Origin of the sequence: Meridianimarinicoccus aquatilis, from assembly GCF_004358675.1 — a bacterium.
In the GTDB taxonomy this organism is placed as follows: Bacteria; Pseudomonadota; Alphaproteobacteria; order Rhodobacterales; family Rhodobacteraceae; genus Meridianimarinicoccus; species Meridianimarinicoccus aquatilis.
In genome coordinates, this window is the sequence record NZ_SMZO01000013.1 from 18,292 (window position 1) to 35,009 (window position 16,718).

The following is a 16,718-nucleotide window of genomic DNA, read 5'->3' on the forward strand; positions in this document are numbered from 1 at the left end:
TCATTGATCTTTGCCGCGCATTGCTGTCGCCAGAAGGCGAAGTGTCCGGCCTGTCGCTTGCGTCGAGTGTCTTGGCCCGCTACCGCGCGCTAGCCTCAGATCAAAAGCTGGGCTTCTTCACATCCTGAACGAAGAGTTGGAATTTGATGCAGCAACCGTAGCCCGCTTGGCGGCAGAGTACGCATCGGCCCCGTTGCAATGGCGCTGAACGCATGCGGACCCGATGATCTGGCAGCGCTGCTATACACCTCTGCCACGACCGGGCGATGGAAGGGTGCGATGCTGCCGCATAGCAATCTTCTGTCCAATGCAACTGCACTGACGGAATTGTGGCAGATCACATCATCTGATCGCCTGATCCACGCGCTGCCAATCTTTAATACCCAATGCCTTTTCATTGCGATGAACCCTTCGCTTCTTGCCGGAGCGCAAGTTCGGTTCATGACGGCCTTCAATGTCGATCTGATCGTGGACGAATTGCCAAGGTCCAGCATGAAGATGGGCGTATTTCCGTGGTGGGTCGTGAGGTATATCTCATCATTTCCAGCGGCTACAACATCCACCCCAAGAAAGTCGAAGACGTCATGAATGATGTGGGCAGCGTGTTGGAAAGCGCCGTTTTCGAAATTGCGCATCCCGATTTCGGCGAAAGTGTTCTTGCGGCAGTGGTTCTTGAAGATTGCGCTTGGTCTGTCGGGGTTCATAGGGCGCAGTCTGGCCGAGGTTTCGCCGGTGACGGCCTTGACCGGGCAGATGGACCTGTCTGCCATGCCCGGAAGGGTATTTCTTGCCCTGCTGCCTGTGTTGATCACAGTGGGCGGCCAAGTGGCGTAAAGCCCGATCATCCTTGTGGTGTTCATCGGGCAAGCCACCTAGGCACTTTCAGCCCTGCCGGCAGACCCCGCGCATATCGTTTTTGCGTTCAGGGCGGGATGGGCGACTTCCATGTTTGCATGCGCTAACGCCACCGCGACCTTGCTGATTTTCGCCACATCAAACATCTCACCAACCACCCTCACGTGGCGCTGGAACCTGCGCTATGGCGATCTGATATGTGGTTCTGGTCGGGATATGCGCGGCGCTTGAAGCCTAGCGTGGCGGGATGCCTTTGCCCTTGCCTGCCTGCGTGACACCGTCGATCAGCACGAACATGATCGTGCAAGGTTCCGTTCCCCGGTTGGCCCAAGCATGATTAGTGCCGCGTTGAACCACGACATCGCCCGCTTTCAAATGCACATCGTCCTCTTCATTATCCATGAGCATCCATATCTCGCCCGACATGACGATGCCGTAGTCCACACTGTCTGTGCGATGCATCCAAGGATGGCGCCCGCCCTGAACGACATTCGCCCCGGCGCCCATTTCGGCGAAGGCCGCCGCGCCATCCTCGCTTGAAAGGCGCGCCATGACTTCGGGATCTTCTGGCATGAATTCCACACAGCGAAATACACTGCCGTGCTGGGGCGGGTGCAGGATGAATGGCCCGGTGCAGGTTTCCGTCGGCCCATCGTATTCAGCTGGCGTTTGGTCCGTCAGCCAAAAGTTGGTCAGGCGAACACCGGGGCGATTGGGCCGTTCCAAGATCTGGTTAGCGATTTGATCACTTTCGATGATCGCCACGCCTTGTGCGTCATGCCCGGTCACGACCCGGCGGTATTCCTTGTGTTTCATGCGGTCCTCTTTGCGGTCTCAGGTTTCAGGGCGGTGCGCTGTTGCATCACGATCAGCGACCCCAGAATGGCAAAGCCCAAACCGGCACTGACCCAGCCTTGGAAAAGCAAACACAGCCCGGCAATTGCGGCCAATATCCGCAACACGGGCGACAGCTTTCCGCGCAAACATCCGATGATCGCGACGGCAATGGAAAAGGTCCCCAATGCAGCGGTGATCACGGCCATGACATTGTCGATAAGGCCGCCTCCCAACAACAAGCCGGGGCCATAGACGAAGGCGAAGGGCAGCACGAACGACGTGGCCGCATAGGCCGCGGCGGTCCAGCCCACTTTGTTTACGTTAGCCCCGGCAATCCCGCCAGCCACATACGAGGCCAGCGCCACGGGCGGCGTAATGGTCGAGATGCAACCATAATAAAACACGAAGAAATGCGCTGTCAGAACCGGCACGCCGAGCTTGACCAACGCCGGTGCCACCACCGTCGCAAGGATCAGGTAGGCCGCCGTTGTCGGCAGGCCCATGCCCAGGACAATTGATGTCAACATGGTGAAGAAAAGCGCAAGAAACAGGTACCCGCCGGAAGCCACATCAATCAATGTGGCGATCTTGGAGCCAAGACCGGTCACTCCGAGCACGCCCGCAATAATGCCGGCCGCTGCACAGGCCGCTGAAATGGTGACCACTGACCGCGCGCCTTCGGAGACGCTGGTCAGGATCTTCCCGAAGAACTCGCGGTCAATCTTGCGCCGCCAAAGCACATCACCGGCGATCAGAACCGCCATCGCCCAAAGCGACGCCATGAAAGGCGAGAACCCCATGAGCATCATCGCGATCAGAATGCCGAACGCCGCAATAAACGGCCCCCCTTTCAGCAGAACCTTCCACAACGGGGCGTCATCGGCGTTGCGCACTTTTGAATTTGGCACGATACCGGATTTCAGCGCCTGCAGATGGACCACCACAAAGGCTGATCCGAAGAAAAGCAGCGCCGGAACAATCGCGCTCAGCATGATCGAGGTGTAGGGCACGCCGACGATCTCGGCCATGATGAAGGCCGCAGCCCCCATCACGGGCGGCATGATCTGACCGCCTGTGGAAGCGACCGCCTCAATCGCGGCGGCCTGGTGCGGTTGATACCCTTCACGCTTCATGATCGGGATCGTGACTGTACCTGTGACCGCGACATTGCCCGCCGCCGATCCGCTCACCATGCCGATAAGGGTCGAAAACAGGACCGCCGATTTGGCGCTTGCCGCGCGCAAACCACGGGTACACCGCACGGAAAGTTCAAAAAAGAAGTCGCCCGCACCGAAATTCGACAAGAGCGCGCCGAAGATCGTGAATACGATGATGTAGGTGGCCGCGACGCCAACCGGGATACCATAGATGCCTTGCGTATCTGTTGTCAGAACCAGAACGATCCGTTCCAATGATGCGCCGCGCCCCTCTAACACCCCCGGAAGGTAGGGGGCCAGAAACGGGTAGAGAAAAAACACAAAGGTGATCCCGGCAAGGATCCACCCGATGCCGCGACGCGCCGCTTCAAACACGGCCAGAAGCAGGATCACACCGGCGATGAAATCCCCATCAGACGTAATGCCTCCGCTGAATGCGATCGCCTTCCAACGGGTCAAAAGAAAGGCCGATGCGCCAACCGTCGCCGCAACCATGGCAACAGAAATCACCAAATTGAGCTTGGTTCCGGCCAACCCGGCACTGGTCGGTTTCAGAACGAACAGAAGCGACAGTGCAAGCATGACATGAGTGACACGCATCGGCATTGTGGAAATCGCCAATACGCCTGACACCACCATCAGGTGATACGCACCAAGGCCAAAGGCTGCTAAGAAGACGGCATTCTGCAGTGTAAGATGACGTGTTGCAGCGCGCATAATCGTTCCTTGACTACTAAGATCGGCACGTCGGATACGGCAGTTTGTCAGCGGGCAGTGCTGCCCCCTGACGTCACACTCAACAAAGCCTATTTCACGTCAAAATAAGCTTTGGCACCGGGATGCAGAGGGATCGCGAGGTCCAGCGACATCGCCGGATCAATCTGGCGTGCATTTGCGTTTTCGGCTCGCAACTCGTCGAGATTGTCAAAAATCGCCCTTGTGATCGCCTCGACCGCGCTTGCGTCCAGACTGTTCAGCGCAACCAACATGTTGTTGACGCCGATCACGGTTCCCGGCTCTGCCGTGCCATACACGTCGGCCGCAACTTCAACCGCCCGGAACGCGCTGTTCTGCGCAAGCGCCGCGTCAAGCATCCCTTCAGAGAAGGCGATAAACCGCAAGTCCGCGCCCGCCGTGGCCTGCATGACAGCGCCTGCCGGATACCCCGAAAGCGCCAGCGTCGCATCGACAGTGCCATCGGTCAGTTGGCCGAACCCGTCAGAATAAGACACGAAACTTGGAGTAATATCGTCAATTCCCATGTCGTGCAGCGGCAGAAGGAAATTCAGAAAACCCAAAGTGCCACCACCTGCTGGACCAACTGCAACCCGTTTGCCGCGCAGGTCTTCAAAGGTTTGAATATCGCTATCGGCCAGCACCATCATGTGCAAAACCGAAGGATGCAATGCCGCGACCGCACTCATGTCAATCGGCCCCGCCGCCTTGTAGGGGCCCTTTCCAGCGACAGCCAGCACTGCAAGGTTATTGTTTGTAATTGCAATTTCGACTTCGCCTTGTGCAAGAAGGTTTGGGTTCTGCACCGACCCACCGGTCACGATTGGCACCATGGTCAGGTCACCGCCGGCATGGGCATTGACCACATTCGAAATGCTTTGTCCCAACGGATAGAACGCACCGCCCAGCGATGCCGTCCCGATCCGCATTTCTTCGGCCACTGCTGCCGTTCCAAGCGTTGCAAGCGCGACTGCGCCAATGACATGTTTGGCTGTCTTAAACATAGTGTCCTCCCGTTTCGTTGGGTCAACCATACCCTCTTTGGATATGAAATCCACAAAAAATCGATTTTATTGCCTTGTGAAATAAAATGTACGGCAAAAGAGCGTTGCGCAGAGAGTACAAAACACAATAGCAGCCCATTCTGCGCCTCTTCTTCGAAGCATGTGGGTGGGAGGCTGGAATACCTCACGCTAGAGCGTGTTGAGCGGTTGGCCCATCCGGCAAGACGATTATGTCGCTGACCGGCAGGACGCCCAGGTCTTTTAGGCGCTCGATCCGCAGCGAACGCTGTTCCCGCCCCTCACCTGATCAGCTGGCTATCCGCAACTCTTCCAGATCGGAGAACGGCGGGTCGGCGACAATATCGAGGATGTCGGCCCGCAGAACGAAATCGCGATCAATCGCATAGAAATTTGGCGTCTCGCCGGGCGTTGCCAGGCGGTGAACCGTGACCTCGAAAAGCTGGGGCTGTCGCTGGTAGTCGGCCTCACTTATGTTCGGCAGCGGATCGAAGATCCCCGCTTTGGAAACGACCAGTGCAGGCGTCAGTTCGATCTGATCGTAGACCGCTTCTTCACACGCGGATTGAAGCCGAAGCGATACGCCAATGCCCAACACCTTCAGCCTCTGGATCGGCCCGCTATGGGTGCCGAATTGCCCCCTTGTCAGGTTTTAGTTGTCCGAAGCAGTCACGAGCCCGCCTTTGCCCGTTCTGCTTTGCCGGATACCGCATCGCACGAGGTGGGGTGTCGCCAGTTACTGATCTCTCAGGCACTCGGCAAAATTTCACTTCAGCCCCTCCAACACTCAATTTCAGCAGGTGGCATTTCAGGATTTGATGTCGATATGCCCGACGATCGGGTAATCAGGGACACCCGGCTCGTCACGCATTCGATTGCAAATTCCGGCTGCCCGTTTTTTGGGGGCAACCCTGCCCAACAGCAGCCTTGCCCCTGTCATATCCAGATACACGCAAGTTAAATCACGCAGAAAAACCGGATCATTTCTCAGGTAGATAAGCCGTCAAGCCGAGTTGACCGCGGCTTCCATTGCCACGTCATTTTTGCGCGTTGGCGGCTCGAAACGCACTGGGGGAAAGTCCTGTCCAACCATTGAACACTCGACGGAAACTTCTGGGCTCAGAGTAACCTAGAACTTTGGAGATGTCCTCTATTGGCATATCGGTACCGGACAGCAATGACCGCGCATGTTGTTCGATAAAGCGTAGCCGGAGTTTTCGAAATGAGGTGCCCTCGGCTTTGAGGGCGCGCTGCAGCGTTCTCGTTCCAACGGCCAGAAGCTTGGCTGCGGCCTCTTCGGATAAGGGACCCTTCGCGAGTGTGACGTGAAGCAACTGGACAACAGTCTCTTCCATGGTTTGTGCGGGCTCAATGCCCATGAGATCCCCCAATTCCTTCAGCGACATCGTCCTTTGTTGCTCTGGTGGGCCGGGGTTCAGCGCTAAAAAGTCAGCTCGCCGAATCGCGATGGCCGGCATCTGTGACCCGATCCGAACCGGGGCGTCTATCAGACTCGCAAGCTCCGCTGTTTCGTTTGCGTTGGCATTTGGGATTTCGACCCAATCAGGACGCCAGTCAGGACCAAGGAAGTGGCGAACCACATGGCCGATCACGAACAGAGCGCCTTCGTCAATGTGTTGGTGCCCGACTACGGAGAAACCCTTGGAATTGCGCCCGACGACGATATGCGTTTCAGTTTTTCGCAATATGATTTCAGAGCCGGGATGCGTAAACAAAAATGCCCGCCGTCCGCGGTCGAATGCCGATGCCAGATCGGGTGCGCCCAGCACGAAATGCGAAAAGGCTCCGTAGGCTGAGTAATCGAAATCCCGCCCGATCCGCGCGCCGAGATGACGGTCTCCGATAGTGCGGGCCACAGTCTCAACAAGCACTGCCTCAGAAGCATAGGAGATGAATCCCGTTGTGCCAGAGAGCATGGCGCGATCAAGACCGGCCGACCGAAGCGCTTTGTCGATGACCGAGCGCGGGGCATATTTACCAATTAGCTCAATAACTTGAGCCATTTCGACAAGATTTACCATTTTTCGCTGCATGGCTCCACATTGTCGCAAAATGACCCACGCAGCAATGTTAAACTGTTCAAAGGGATAGCCGGGCACCGGCAAAGCGAAGGGCTTTGCAACGACTACGTTTTCGGTCGTGAAGCGCTCTGGCGAGCCAGAATCTGGGGGAAATAAATCAATGCAAAGAAATACACCGATTGGCAATTCACTTTGCATGGCCGTTTTCGGCACCTGTCTGGGATGTGCTGCACAAGCGCAGGATGCCGCCGATTTGGCACAAGACTTGGCGAACCCTCTCGCTGCCATCATCTCCGTGCCGTTTCAACTCAATCACGACGACAATATCGGTCCGACCGGCAGCGGAAGCAGGACGACGCTGAACCTGCAACCGATCATTCCCTTTGCGCTCGACAACGGTGCGAACATCATCACGCGAACGATCATTCCCTACATTTGGCAGGACGACGTTATTCCCGGCACCTCTCAAAGCGGGTTTGGCGATGTCCTCGCAAGCGCGTGGTATTCCCGAACCACAGAAAACAGCCTGACATGGGGGATCGGTCCGGTCTTGCGGATCCCGACGAATTCAGACGTGTCGGGCAAAACATGGGGGGCGGGCATCACCGGGATCGCGTTGAAGCAGACCGGCCCGTGGACATACGGGGCTTTGGCCAACCACCTTTGGGACTTCGAGAGCAGTCCAACGACTCCGATCAACGCGACCTTCGTCCAACCCTTTGTTGCCTTTTCGACCGAGGCTGCGTGGACCTTCTCGCTCCAGAGCGAGAGCACCTACGATTGGGAGGTCGAAAGCTGGTCTGTGCCCGTGAACGCATCGGTATCAAAGTTAGCCATCATTGGCGGCAGACCGGTCAATTTTCAGGGCGGCGTCGGTTACTGGCTGGAAAGCCCGGATGGCGGGCCACAGGACTGGCGGTTCCGCCTCCAGGTTCAATTCGTTTTTTCAAAAGGATGATGAGGGAAGTGCTTTTGTCGTCAACAAACAGAAATGGAGATTGCACATGACAATCAAGCAAACAGGACGGATGGCATCGGTCGCATTGGCGGTCGCAATGGGGCTGTTCATGGCTTTCCCGACGTCGGCGGATGCACTCAGCAAGCGAACCAAAAACACAATAGGCGGTGCTGTCGTCGGAGCGGGTGTGGGTCACCTTGTAGGTGGCAGCGACGGCGCAAAGGCAGGCGCTGTTGTCGGCGCTATCGCTGGCAATCAGAAGAAAAAATAGGCTGAGGGTCAGTTTTACTGCGCCTTCATCCTCGCAAAAGGAATACTCCGATGATCTCGAAAACAAGCAAACGCGCGTCGACCTTCGTCTGCGTTCTTTTTCTGGCCGGAACGGCGTGTGCCGACGAGGAAATGGACCAGATCCTCGAGACGGCAATGCCGTATATGCATCACAGCTGTGGAAGCGTGATCGAGACCTACGAAGACGATGAAGAGGGCATTGCTCAGATCGTGCGCCTGATGGCCATGGTGTCTTTGTACAATCGAGAGATTGATGTGTTGCAAGCCGTGCCGGACGAAACCGATCGAAGCCTGCTCAAGGATGAGTTTGTCGAAGAGCTGGAAGACGCCTGTGACGATGATCCGGGCATGTTGTTGGCCGGGGCTGTCGATCTCGCCGTCAAAGAGACGATGGAAGCGTTTGAGTGATGCAACCGTCGCTTTCGGGTGCAGTCAAATTCGGAGAATGTAGAATGAAACAGACAGCTTATCGTCGCATTGCGCGATGCACGCCTGCCTTGATTGGCGCAGTGTTTGGCGCAAACATTGCCAACGCCCAAGCATCAAACGATACTCTAGATGCCTTGATAGAGGCCCGCGAAATCCCGGTGATGATCGGCAATTTTGCCCGCGCCGCGACGGATATCGAACTGGCCAAATACGTGTCTCTCGCCGGTGGGGTGAACCGTTTCTTTCATTTCCGCGATCCGGGGGACGTCGACAACCAGCCGACGATCCGCATGAATTTCGACACGCTCTACAGCACGGCGGTTGTCGATATCAGCGACGGCGCGACGCTCACGTTGCCCGAGGTGGGCGAGCGGTACATGTCCGCGATGATCGTCAACCAGGATCACTATATCAATGACGTATTCCATGGCGGCGGCAGCTATACACTCGACACGGATACCTTCGACACACCGTATGTCATTGTGTTCATGCGCACCCTTGTGGATGCGACCGATCCCGAAGATGTGGCGGCGGTACATGCCATTCAGGATCAGATGAGCATCGAGGCCGCGTCGTCAAAACCCTTCATTCTGCCTGACTATGATGAAGAGGGCTATGAAGCACTGGTCGCGGGTCTCAATGCGCTGCTTCCGTTCCTTGCCGATAGCACCGGAGGCTTTGGGGCCAAAGGCGAGGTTAATCCGGTGAACCACTTGCTCAACACGGCCATCGGCTGGGGCGGCCTGCCCGAACGTGAGGCGTTCTACGATGGCGCCGCTCCGCAGTTGCCAGTGGGCGAATACAAGATCGAAGTGCCGGCAGATGTGCCGGTGGCGGCGTTCTGGTCGCTCAGTCTCTACAACGACAGCGGCTTTTTCGAGAAGAATAACCGCAACGCCTACAACGTGAATTCTGTCATGGGGACACAGAACGACGATGGCTCGATGACAATCCATCTTGGCGGCTGCGACGACGACCGCGTGAATTGCCTGCCGCTGATGGAGGGGTGGAATTATGTCGTCCGGATGTACCGGCCCGAGCAACAGGTCATTGATGGCAGCTGGACCTTCCCCAAGGTCGTTCCCGTAGATTGAAGGACAAGACAATGAAATCGAAACTTTTACTGACAGCCGCGCTGTGCGCACCGACATTTCTAAGCGCCGAGGATGTCACAGTCGAAAACTTTGTGCGTGCTGAAACGGATCACATGATCCGCTCGCAGATGGACATGTACGGGATAGGTTTTGGCAAATTTGCCCATGTGCGCGACCCCATCACCCCGGACAATCAGGCCGTCATCCGGATGAACCAGGACACGCTGTATTCGGGCCTGATGCTGGATCTGTCGGAGCCTGCGGAAATCACCCTGCCCGACGCGGACGGGCGCTATCAATCGATGCTCGTGATCAATCAGGATCACTACCTGTTTGCCAAGGCCAAGCCCGGGACCTACACGCTGACCGAGGATGAGGTCGGTACCCGCTTTGCCTTCGTGGCGTTCCGCACCTTTGCCGACGTCAGCAACCCGGACGACATCGCAGAGGCCCATGCCGCGCAGGACGCGATTGCAGTTAGCGGTGGTGGCTCTGGACCATTCGAGGCGCCAGACTGGGATCTCCAAAGTCTCGGCGTGGCCCGAAAGGCACTGAGCGATATCGCTGTGCTAGGTTTTGATGCAAGCTATGCATTTGGTAGCAAAGAGCAAACCCGCCCTATTGATCACCTGGTTGGTGCCGCAGCAGGCTGGGGTGGGCTTCCGCGCACCGCCGCGTCCTATATTGTCGACGGAGTGGAGGCCAATGACGGCAAGACCCTGCACGCGGTGACGGTCAAAGATGTGCCCGTTGATGCGTTCTGGTCCATCACAATTTACAACGCCGACGGCTATCTTGAACCCAATGATCTGAACGTGAACAGCTACAACAATGTCTCAGCCACACCAAGCGCTGACGGAGCATATACGATCCATTTCGGTGGCTGCGAAGATGGCCGGATCAACTGCATCCCAATCTCACCCGGCTGGAACTACTCCATTCGCCTGTATGAACCGCAAGAGGCAATCCTCGACGGCAGTTGGACGTTTCCGGCAATAGAGCCGGTAAAATAAGCCGACGCAGCTTGTGACAGCGCTGGTGAAAAAGACCTGCGGAACATCGAAGGACGCGGCTGACAAGCTTGGACGAAACCATTCGACGTAAGACCCGTCGCCCGCATTCACCCAAGGAGAAGATCCGCATCGTTTTGGCGGGGCTTCGTGGCGCAAAGCTTTGCGAGCGGCGGGATGTCCTTGGTCTGTTGAATCTATAACAGCCTTGGCATTGAGCTTCTCGGTGCCTGCTAATCTTCCGACGCGCCCGGACCCGGATGTCAGACACACAAAGCGGGCGCCTCATGGGCGAGCTTAATCACGAAACCAAGGAAGCGCCAAAACCTACACAGGGACAGATCCCTCCATCAGAGATGTCGACAAACTGTGGAGCAAAATGCGAATTCAGGACGCACTGCCCGAAAAACATGTGTCTTTCAAGAATCTTGCAAGAATCGAGACCCGGATTTGATGGCGGAGAGACAGGGATTCGAACCCTGGAGACGGTTCCCCGCCTACACACTTTCCAGGCGTGCGCCTTCGACCACTCGGCCACCTCTCCGTGAGTGGCTTCTTATCCGTGTCACTTGGTGAAGGGCAAGAGGGGAAACACCGAAAAATGCCGCCCGGAGCAATCCCGGGCGGCACGTCGTGATAAACTCCACTCTTAGCCGCGACGGCGGCGCGCAAACCCAAGCGCGGCGAGCCCTGCAACCAGCATCGGCAAAGCTGCTGGCAGCGGCACAGCCGAAGGAGCGACAGCCAACCCGTTCAATGTGCCAAAGCTGCGATCCAAAGCGGTAACTTCAACCAGATTGATCCGCCCCATCATGTCCGCAATCAACGGCACCTCGTAAATGGATTGCCCGCCGGTCATACGTTCAGTCAAAAGTGCATACGCCGTGTTGTCACCTTCCATGAAAGACAGGATGTCGAACCCAATATCCTCGGTGATGTCAAAGGCCATGCCATCGAGATACAGATCACCGACCGTCTCAAGAGTACCGGCGTTATTGCCGAGGGTCGCAAGAATATCCCAATCGCTGTCAATCACGAACTGCGCTGTGCTTGTCGCGTTTGGAACGGCGTTGGTGTAGGCGTTCGCGACAATGTTCGGGTTTACACCCTCATTTTCGTCCCCAGGCACATAGGCAAGGGGTGTTTTCGGCTCAAGGGTCGGGGGCATTTTGTTGGGGAAGAAGACAATGTTTTCTTCTTCGGCCGTAACGATCCGCGCGGCATCCAGAACGTTGTTGAAATCAAAGCCCAGATCATCGTTGCTGGTCGTGCCAAGCGCTTCGACGATCTTTGTCGTGGCGCCGGTCTGGGGATCGATCAGATAGACCACGTCGTCTTCGTTGTCGTACCCGTAAAGCTGGCCGGTCTGAGGACGATAGGCGATTGAATCGAGCGACCGCAGCATACCGTTGAAATCAAGCGTAACGCCAGACGGCGTGCCCTGCCCCGGTGCCGCGAGTGTCACCAGTGTCTGACCTTCGTTGCCAAGCGAGTACACCACTGTGTTCGAACCGAACGTGGCCGCGCTCAGCGGGCTAGCGACCAATACAAAACATACTCCAGCAACTCGTGTGAAATGACCTGTCATCTTTTGATTTCCCTGTTGTTGACGATCCCCAGCGTGAAGCGAGGATGTTGAAGTCACGGGGCTCAGACAGAATAGTTTCACATGCGTAAATTTTTTTGTTGGCGGAGCGCAATTTTCAGGTGGACTCGCCGTCGCCGTCCCCATCCGCTTCACCCCCGGGCACCTCATCGGCCTGCATTGGCTTTGGCGGTGACGCAGGGGCTTTCGGCACGTTCGGTGCCGCGGCGGCCAGCGTTTCGGGGTTTCTCAACCAGACATCGCGCTGCGCAAACGGTATCTCGATATTTTCCTCGGTAAACCGAGCGGCGATCTCGTGGTTTAAGTCGGACTTGACCGCCAGCAGGAAGTTCACGTCGCGCAGGATCGCCCGGATCTCAAAATCGAGCGAATCCGCTCCGAAGCCAATGAAAAGGATCGAAGGCGGTGGCGAGATGACGATCATGGGGTGGGCATTGGCGATTTCCGACAAGATACCTTCGACGCGGCGCGTATCGGTCCCATAGGCGACCCCCACAGGGACAATCACCCGGCCGATGGAATTGCCTTTCGTCCAGTTGGTCACGACCCCCGAAACAAGGTCCGCGTTTGGAACAATCACGCTGGTCTTGTCAAAGGTTTCAATGCGTGTTGCCCGAACAGAAATGGATCGAACATGGCCCATTACCCCACCGACCTCGATCCAGTCGCCTTCCGCAACCGGCCGTTCGATCAACAAGATGATCCCGGACACAAAGTTCGACACGATCGTCTGTAGACCAAAACCAATGCCAACCGCCAAGGCACTGGCAAAGATGGCAAACGACGACATGTCGATGCCAGCGGTGGTTATGGCGGCAATTGCTGCCAAGAAAATACCAAGATAGCTGACGCCAGATACGATGGCCGTACGCGCCCCGATATCCAGTTTGGTCTTTGGAAGAATGGAGTTGCGAAGTCCGCCCTGAATCAGCCGGGTGATCATGTATCCGAAGGCAAAAACCAAAAGAAACGTGAAAAACTCGGTCGGCGAAATACGCACATCGCCAATCATGAACCCGCCCCGAACTTGCGCCCAAAGCTCCGTAAGGTCGGTGACGCGTGCGCCCCACATCAAGGCGATGGCCGGAAGGGAAAGCACCACCAGCAGAGCACCAATCAGGGTTGGAACAAGGCTGTCCTCTACACGGGCCTGCGACTCAAGTGGCTCATCGCGATGGGTCTGATGCACGATGGCGGCATACATGTCGGCAAACCCGCGTTGCGTAAGTGCCAAAAATCCAAACAGAAAGAATGTTCCCGCCGCAGGGTAAATCACCTGCCGCGCCAAGACGACGTAACCAGCCAGCCCCGCCAGAACCGCCACAAGCGACGCGATCATCCCAATCAACGCGACGACGGACACCACTGTGTTGACGAAGGCGCGATCATCTTCCTCTACTTGGGATGCAGACACCGACCGGCGGAAAAACCGTGCCATCCGAAAAAGCCCAACAGCGGTAATGATACTCAGGATGAAACCGGAGTAGGCAGAGGCCCTATCGTCCACCGACAGTCTTTGCTCGAGTACCTGTATTCCTTGATACAAGGACAGCGTCACAACCATCATGAACGCGGTGCGGCGCGCCTTGGGCAACATCTTCGGCGACAACAGCAACGGGCTGTTCTCTGGCTCATCCCATGGGAAAAGCCGCGCCACGAGCCAAGTTCCCAGGATCATAGCGAACCCAAACGCCACCACAGCCAAGAGAACCGTGCTTCCGGTTGGCCCAAAAATCCCGGTCAATTGCAACGCGGCGACCAGCAGGCTCAACCCAATCCACGGCAGAGCAAGCTGGGCCACCACGTTCAAGAGGTTAAGAAGCTTGCGCGGAACGGGTTTGCGGATGCCGTGGATGCTTTTAGCAAGTCTGTTCGACCAATATCGACTGCGGAACAACATCAGTGCGCCCGCAATCAATGACAGTCCGGCAGATGGAAGGTTGCCGATGATTTTGCTTCTGGTTTCGTCGTTCGACAGACGGGAATAGATCTCTGTCGGCACGTCGAGGGCGATCTGTTTCAGTTCGGCAAGAGGCTCTTCCCAATTCAGCGGATTGACCGGCAAGGGAAACCGCTCAAGGATCAACCGCGTTTGGCGCGCCCTCAATTCTGCGTCGATATCGCTAACGATTTCATCAGCTTCGGCAAAAGCTTCGGTCGCGCGCAGGGATGGCGCACGCAACCGCGAGAGTTCCTCTTCCAACGAAGCACGCCGGGCTTGCACCTCTTCCGCTTCAGTTTCGCCTTCCGCGGGCTCCGGACCTAAAGTGTCAAGCTGGCGTCGGACCCGTTCCAGTTGTGTTTGGTTGGCGCTTTCTTCCTCTTGGAATTTGTCCCGAAACGCAACAACTTCAACGCGGAGCCGTTCCAACGTCTGCTCATTGGCGACATCGGCCTCAAGAATCCGGTCGACCCGCTGCACCATCGATTCCCACTGATCCATGTAGGCATCGTCTAACGCCAGCGCTGCCCCACCGATTGGAATTAGCAGGCACGAGAACAGTAGCGCGAGCCAGCTCGCGCGCAGGGTCGAAATAAGGGTCATTTTTCTCAGTCTTCGAAAACGGTTGGCAAGTTGGCGTCGTGCCGTTCCAACCAACTTGGAATCGGCAAGCCCTTCTCTTTCAGGAATACCGGATTATAAAGCTTGGATTGGTACCGTGTCCCGTAGTCACACAGGATCGTGACAATCGTGTGTCCGGGTCCAAGCTCACGCGCCATGCGCACGGCGCCCGCAATGTTGATCCCCGACGAGCCACCAAGGCACAAGCCCTCCTCGGCCAAAAGGTCAAACACAATCGGCAACGCTTCGGCATCCGGGATGCGGTAAGCGTGGTCCGGCTTGAACCCTTCGAGGTTGGCAGTTATCCGCCCCTGCCCGATCCCTTCGGTGATGGACCCACCTTCGGATTTCAATTCGCCCTCGGTGTAGAAGCTATACAACGCAGCACCTTCGGGGTCCGCCAGACCAATCTTGACGCCCTTTGGCTGCAAGGCTTCGGCAACACCCGCAACTGTGCCTCCAGAGCCGACAGCACAGATGAAGCCGTCGACTTTGCCGCCTGTCTGTTCCCAAATTTCTGGGCCAGTGGTTTCCACATGTGCTTGCCGGTTGGCAACGTTGTCGAACTGATTTGCCCAAATCGCCCCGTTCGGGGCCGTTTTGGCCAACTCTTCTGCCAATCGCCCGGAGTAGCGAACATAGTTGTTAGGGTTGCGATACGGCGCTGCGGGAACCTGAACCAATTCCGCCCCAGCCAGGCGGATCATGTCTTTCTTTTCCTGGCTCTGGGTTTCCGGGATCACGATCACCGTCTTGAACCCCATGGAACAGCCAACCAGCGCCAGACCGATGCCCGTGTTGCCCGCCGTGCCTTCGACAATCGTGCCCCCCGGTTTCAACGCCCCGCGCGCCACCGCATCGCGAATTATATACAACGCCGCGCGATCTTTTACGGACTGGCCCGGGTTCATGAACTCGGCCTTGCCGAGGATCTCGCAACCGGTTTCGTCGCTCACCTTGTTCAGGCGGATAAGCGGGGTGTTTCCGACGGCAGAGGCAAGGTCGTTGTAAATTGTCATGGCGTTCTCTCCGGGGTGGCGCGTGGTTCAGCCTGTCTAGGCACCGACGCGCCGGGATTCAACCAGACTGGCGAAGCCTGCTATGATTAAGCTCTAACCAAAACACGGAAAGCTGCAAGGTTCCGACTGGCGCACGCCCTTCAGCAATCAACGCCAAAAGCTCGGTTCGCGGCATGATATGCCCACGAATATCTTCGCCCTCTGTCGCAAGGCCACCCAGACCGGCGGCACTCTCTGGCAGATCGGCAATGCCGATATAGCTATAGATGTATTCCGAAAACGCGCCGGTCGTCGGGTAATAGTCAGCAACCGCATGCAGGGCGCTCAGTTTCAGACCCGCCTCTTCCCATGTTTCCTTGTGCGCGGTGTCTTCCGGTGTATCGCCCGGCTCAATTCGCCCGGCTACCGGTTCCGGCAACCAAGGCGACGGATCAGCACGACCAATGGGCGAGACACGCACCTGTTCCACTACCAACACGCAATCGCGCACTGGATCATAGGGCAACACCGTCACAGCATCGGCAGCGATAAAACAAGCACGGTCCAAGGGGCCGCTATCCGTTCCATCAAACCGGTCATGCGAATAGACATAGTCCTCAACGGCGAAATACCGCGCATAAGGGCGTTTGGTGGACTGAATATTCAGATTGCTCTCGTCAAAACCGCCCAGTGATTTGCGCGGCGTTGTCCGCGCCCGCACACGTGCATCGGCGCGCGCCCAGATCATGTTCAACCGAGATTGCGCCTCTGAACTGTTTTGCACCCCCAACAGATCGACGATTTCACTCACGGCTTCACGCCAGATCGAAAGCCAGCGCGGGGCAAACGGTTCTGCAAAAACCCGGCCACCCAGTTCGGCACCTGTCAACGCCACCCTTTGCACATCCCCAACGGCTTCTGGAAGCGCCGCATGAACTGCTGCGTAAAAGATCAGCCGCTCTTGGGCATCGCCTTCGGGCAGATCGACCACTATCCCCCCGCCGTCATGCGAAGCCCACACTTCTTCAAGCGCAAGGCCGGTTACAGCTTGAAAAAGCGTTGGATCATCAAAAGGGGTCATCAACAGGAAGGGCATGGTAAACTCCGGGAACTGCACGCCT

Annotated in this window: 16 protein-coding genes and 1 tRNA gene; 7 read left to right on the forward strand and 10 right to left on the reverse strand. The window is 56.9% G+C overall.

Annotation, left to right across the window (positions count from 1 at the left end):
• The first annotated feature begins 198 nt into the window (after positions 1 to 198).
• Positions 199 to 588 carry an AMP-binding protein gene (locus tag E2L05_RS21040; protein ID WP_243721906.1) on the forward strand — a complete coding sequence of 130 codons (390 nt, stop codon included), beginning with the start codon at positions 199 to 201 and terminating at the stop codon, positions 586 to 588.
• The gene (locus tag E2L05_RS21045; RefSeq protein WP_243721907.1) at positions 589 to 834 is read left to right on the forward strand and encodes a hypothetical protein; all 246 of its coding nucleotides are present in this window, start codon (positions 589 to 591) and stop codon (positions 832 to 834) included.
• Between the two features lie 255 nt (positions 835 to 1,089).
• Here E2L05_RS21045 and E2L05_RS07635 read toward each other — a convergent pair whose 3' ends face one another.
• The 5 genes from E2L05_RS07635 to E2L05_RS07655 all read right to left on the reverse strand — a co-directional run bounded on the left by E2L05_RS07635 (position 1,090) and on the right by E2L05_RS07655 (position 6,660).
• Positions 1,090 to 1,671: a cupin domain-containing protein gene (locus E2L05_RS07635; RefSeq protein ID WP_133342331.1), complete on the reverse strand. Its 582-nt coding sequence runs from the start codon at positions 1,669 to 1,671 to the stop codon at positions 1,090 to 1,092.
• Complete coding sequence (locus tag E2L05_RS07640; protein WP_133342332.1) at positions 1,668 to 3,566, reverse strand: TRAP transporter permease; 1,899 nt, start codon at positions 3,564 to 3,566, stop codon at positions 1,668 to 1,670. The genes E2L05_RS07635 and E2L05_RS07640 overlap by 4 nt, the downstream gene beginning before the upstream one ends.
• An 89-nt stretch (positions 3,567 to 3,655) precedes the next feature.
• Positions 3,656 to 4,588 carry a TAXI family TRAP transporter solute-binding subunit gene (locus tag E2L05_RS07645; protein WP_133342333.1) on the reverse strand — a complete coding sequence of 311 codons (933 nt, stop codon included), beginning with the start codon at positions 4,586 to 4,588 and terminating at the stop codon, positions 3,656 to 3,658.
• Positions 4,589 to 4,895: 307 nt separating this feature from the next.
• On the reverse strand, positions 4,896 to 5,204 hold the full coding sequence (locus E2L05_RS07650; protein ID WP_133342334.1) for a hypothetical protein: 309 nt from the start codon (positions 5,202 to 5,204) through the stop codon (positions 4,896 to 4,898).
• A 439-nt stretch (positions 5,205 to 5,643) separates the two neighbouring features.
• Entirely contained in the window at positions 5,644 to 6,660 is a 1,017-nt protein-coding gene (locus tag E2L05_RS07655) for a helix-turn-helix domain-containing protein (RefSeq protein ID WP_165971709.1), read from the reverse strand.
• Between the two features lie 148 nt (positions 6,661 to 6,808).
• On the opposite strand from E2L05_RS07655, the gene E2L05_RS07660 reads away from it, so the two are divergent.
• From E2L05_RS07660 to E2L05_RS07680, 5 genes are read left to right on the forward strand one after another with little or no spacing between them, the layout of a single operon-like run.
• Positions 6,809 to 7,606: a transporter gene (locus E2L05_RS07660; protein WP_133342336.1), complete on the forward strand. Its 798-nt coding sequence runs from the start codon at positions 6,809 to 6,811 to the stop codon at positions 7,604 to 7,606.
• A gap of 46 nt (positions 7,607 to 7,652) precedes the next feature.
• A complete protein-coding gene (locus E2L05_RS07665) occupies positions 7,653 to 7,877 on the forward strand; it encodes a glycine zipper 2TM domain-containing protein (RefSeq protein WP_243721908.1) in 225 nt (74 codons plus the stop codon).
• Between the two features lie 50 nt (positions 7,878 to 7,927).
• Positions 7,928 to 8,305, forward strand: a complete 378-nt coding sequence (locus tag E2L05_RS07670) for a hypothetical protein (protein WP_133342337.1) — start codon at positions 7,928 to 7,930, stop codon at positions 8,303 to 8,305.
• A gap of 44 nt (positions 8,306 to 8,349) precedes the next feature.
• Positions 8,350 to 9,420, forward strand: a complete 1,071-nt coding sequence (locus E2L05_RS07675) for a DUF1214 domain-containing protein (protein ID WP_208016236.1) — start codon at positions 8,350 to 8,352, stop codon at positions 9,418 to 9,420.
• Positions 9,421 to 9,431: 11 nt separating this feature from the next.
• Positions 9,432 to 10,433, forward strand: a complete 1,002-nt coding sequence (locus E2L05_RS07680) for a DUF1254 domain-containing protein (RefSeq protein ID WP_133342338.1) — start codon at positions 9,432 to 9,434, stop codon at positions 10,431 to 10,433.
• 451 nt (positions 10,434 to 10,884) lie between these two features.
• Here E2L05_RS07680 and E2L05_RS07685 read toward each other — a convergent pair.
• The 5 genes from E2L05_RS07685 to E2L05_RS07705 form a co-directional block, all read right to left on the reverse strand.
• Positions 10,885 to 10,974: transfer RNA gene (locus E2L05_RS07685), tRNA-Ser, on the reverse strand.
• Between the two features lie 105 nt (positions 10,975 to 11,079).
• Entirely contained in the window at positions 11,080 to 12,018 is a 939-nt protein-coding gene (locus tag E2L05_RS07690; protein ID WP_164686410.1) for a DUF4394 domain-containing protein, read from the reverse strand.
• 115 nt (positions 12,019 to 12,133) lie between these two features.
• Entirely contained in the window at positions 12,134 to 14,581 is a 2,448-nt protein-coding gene (locus E2L05_RS07695; RefSeq protein ID WP_133342339.1) for a DUF3772 domain-containing protein, read from the reverse strand.
• A gap of 5 nt (positions 14,582 to 14,586) precedes the next feature.
• Positions 14,587 to 15,618: a cysteine synthase A gene (locus E2L05_RS07700; protein WP_133342340.1), complete on the reverse strand. Its 1,032-nt coding sequence runs from the start codon at positions 15,616 to 15,618 to the stop codon at positions 14,587 to 14,589.
• Between the two features lie 58 nt (positions 15,619 to 15,676).
• A complete protein-coding gene (locus E2L05_RS07705) occupies positions 15,677 to 16,693 on the reverse strand; it encodes an NUDIX domain-containing protein (RefSeq protein WP_133342341.1) in 1,017 nt (338 codons plus the stop codon).
• Between the last annotated feature and the right edge of the window lie 25 nt (positions 16,694 to 16,718).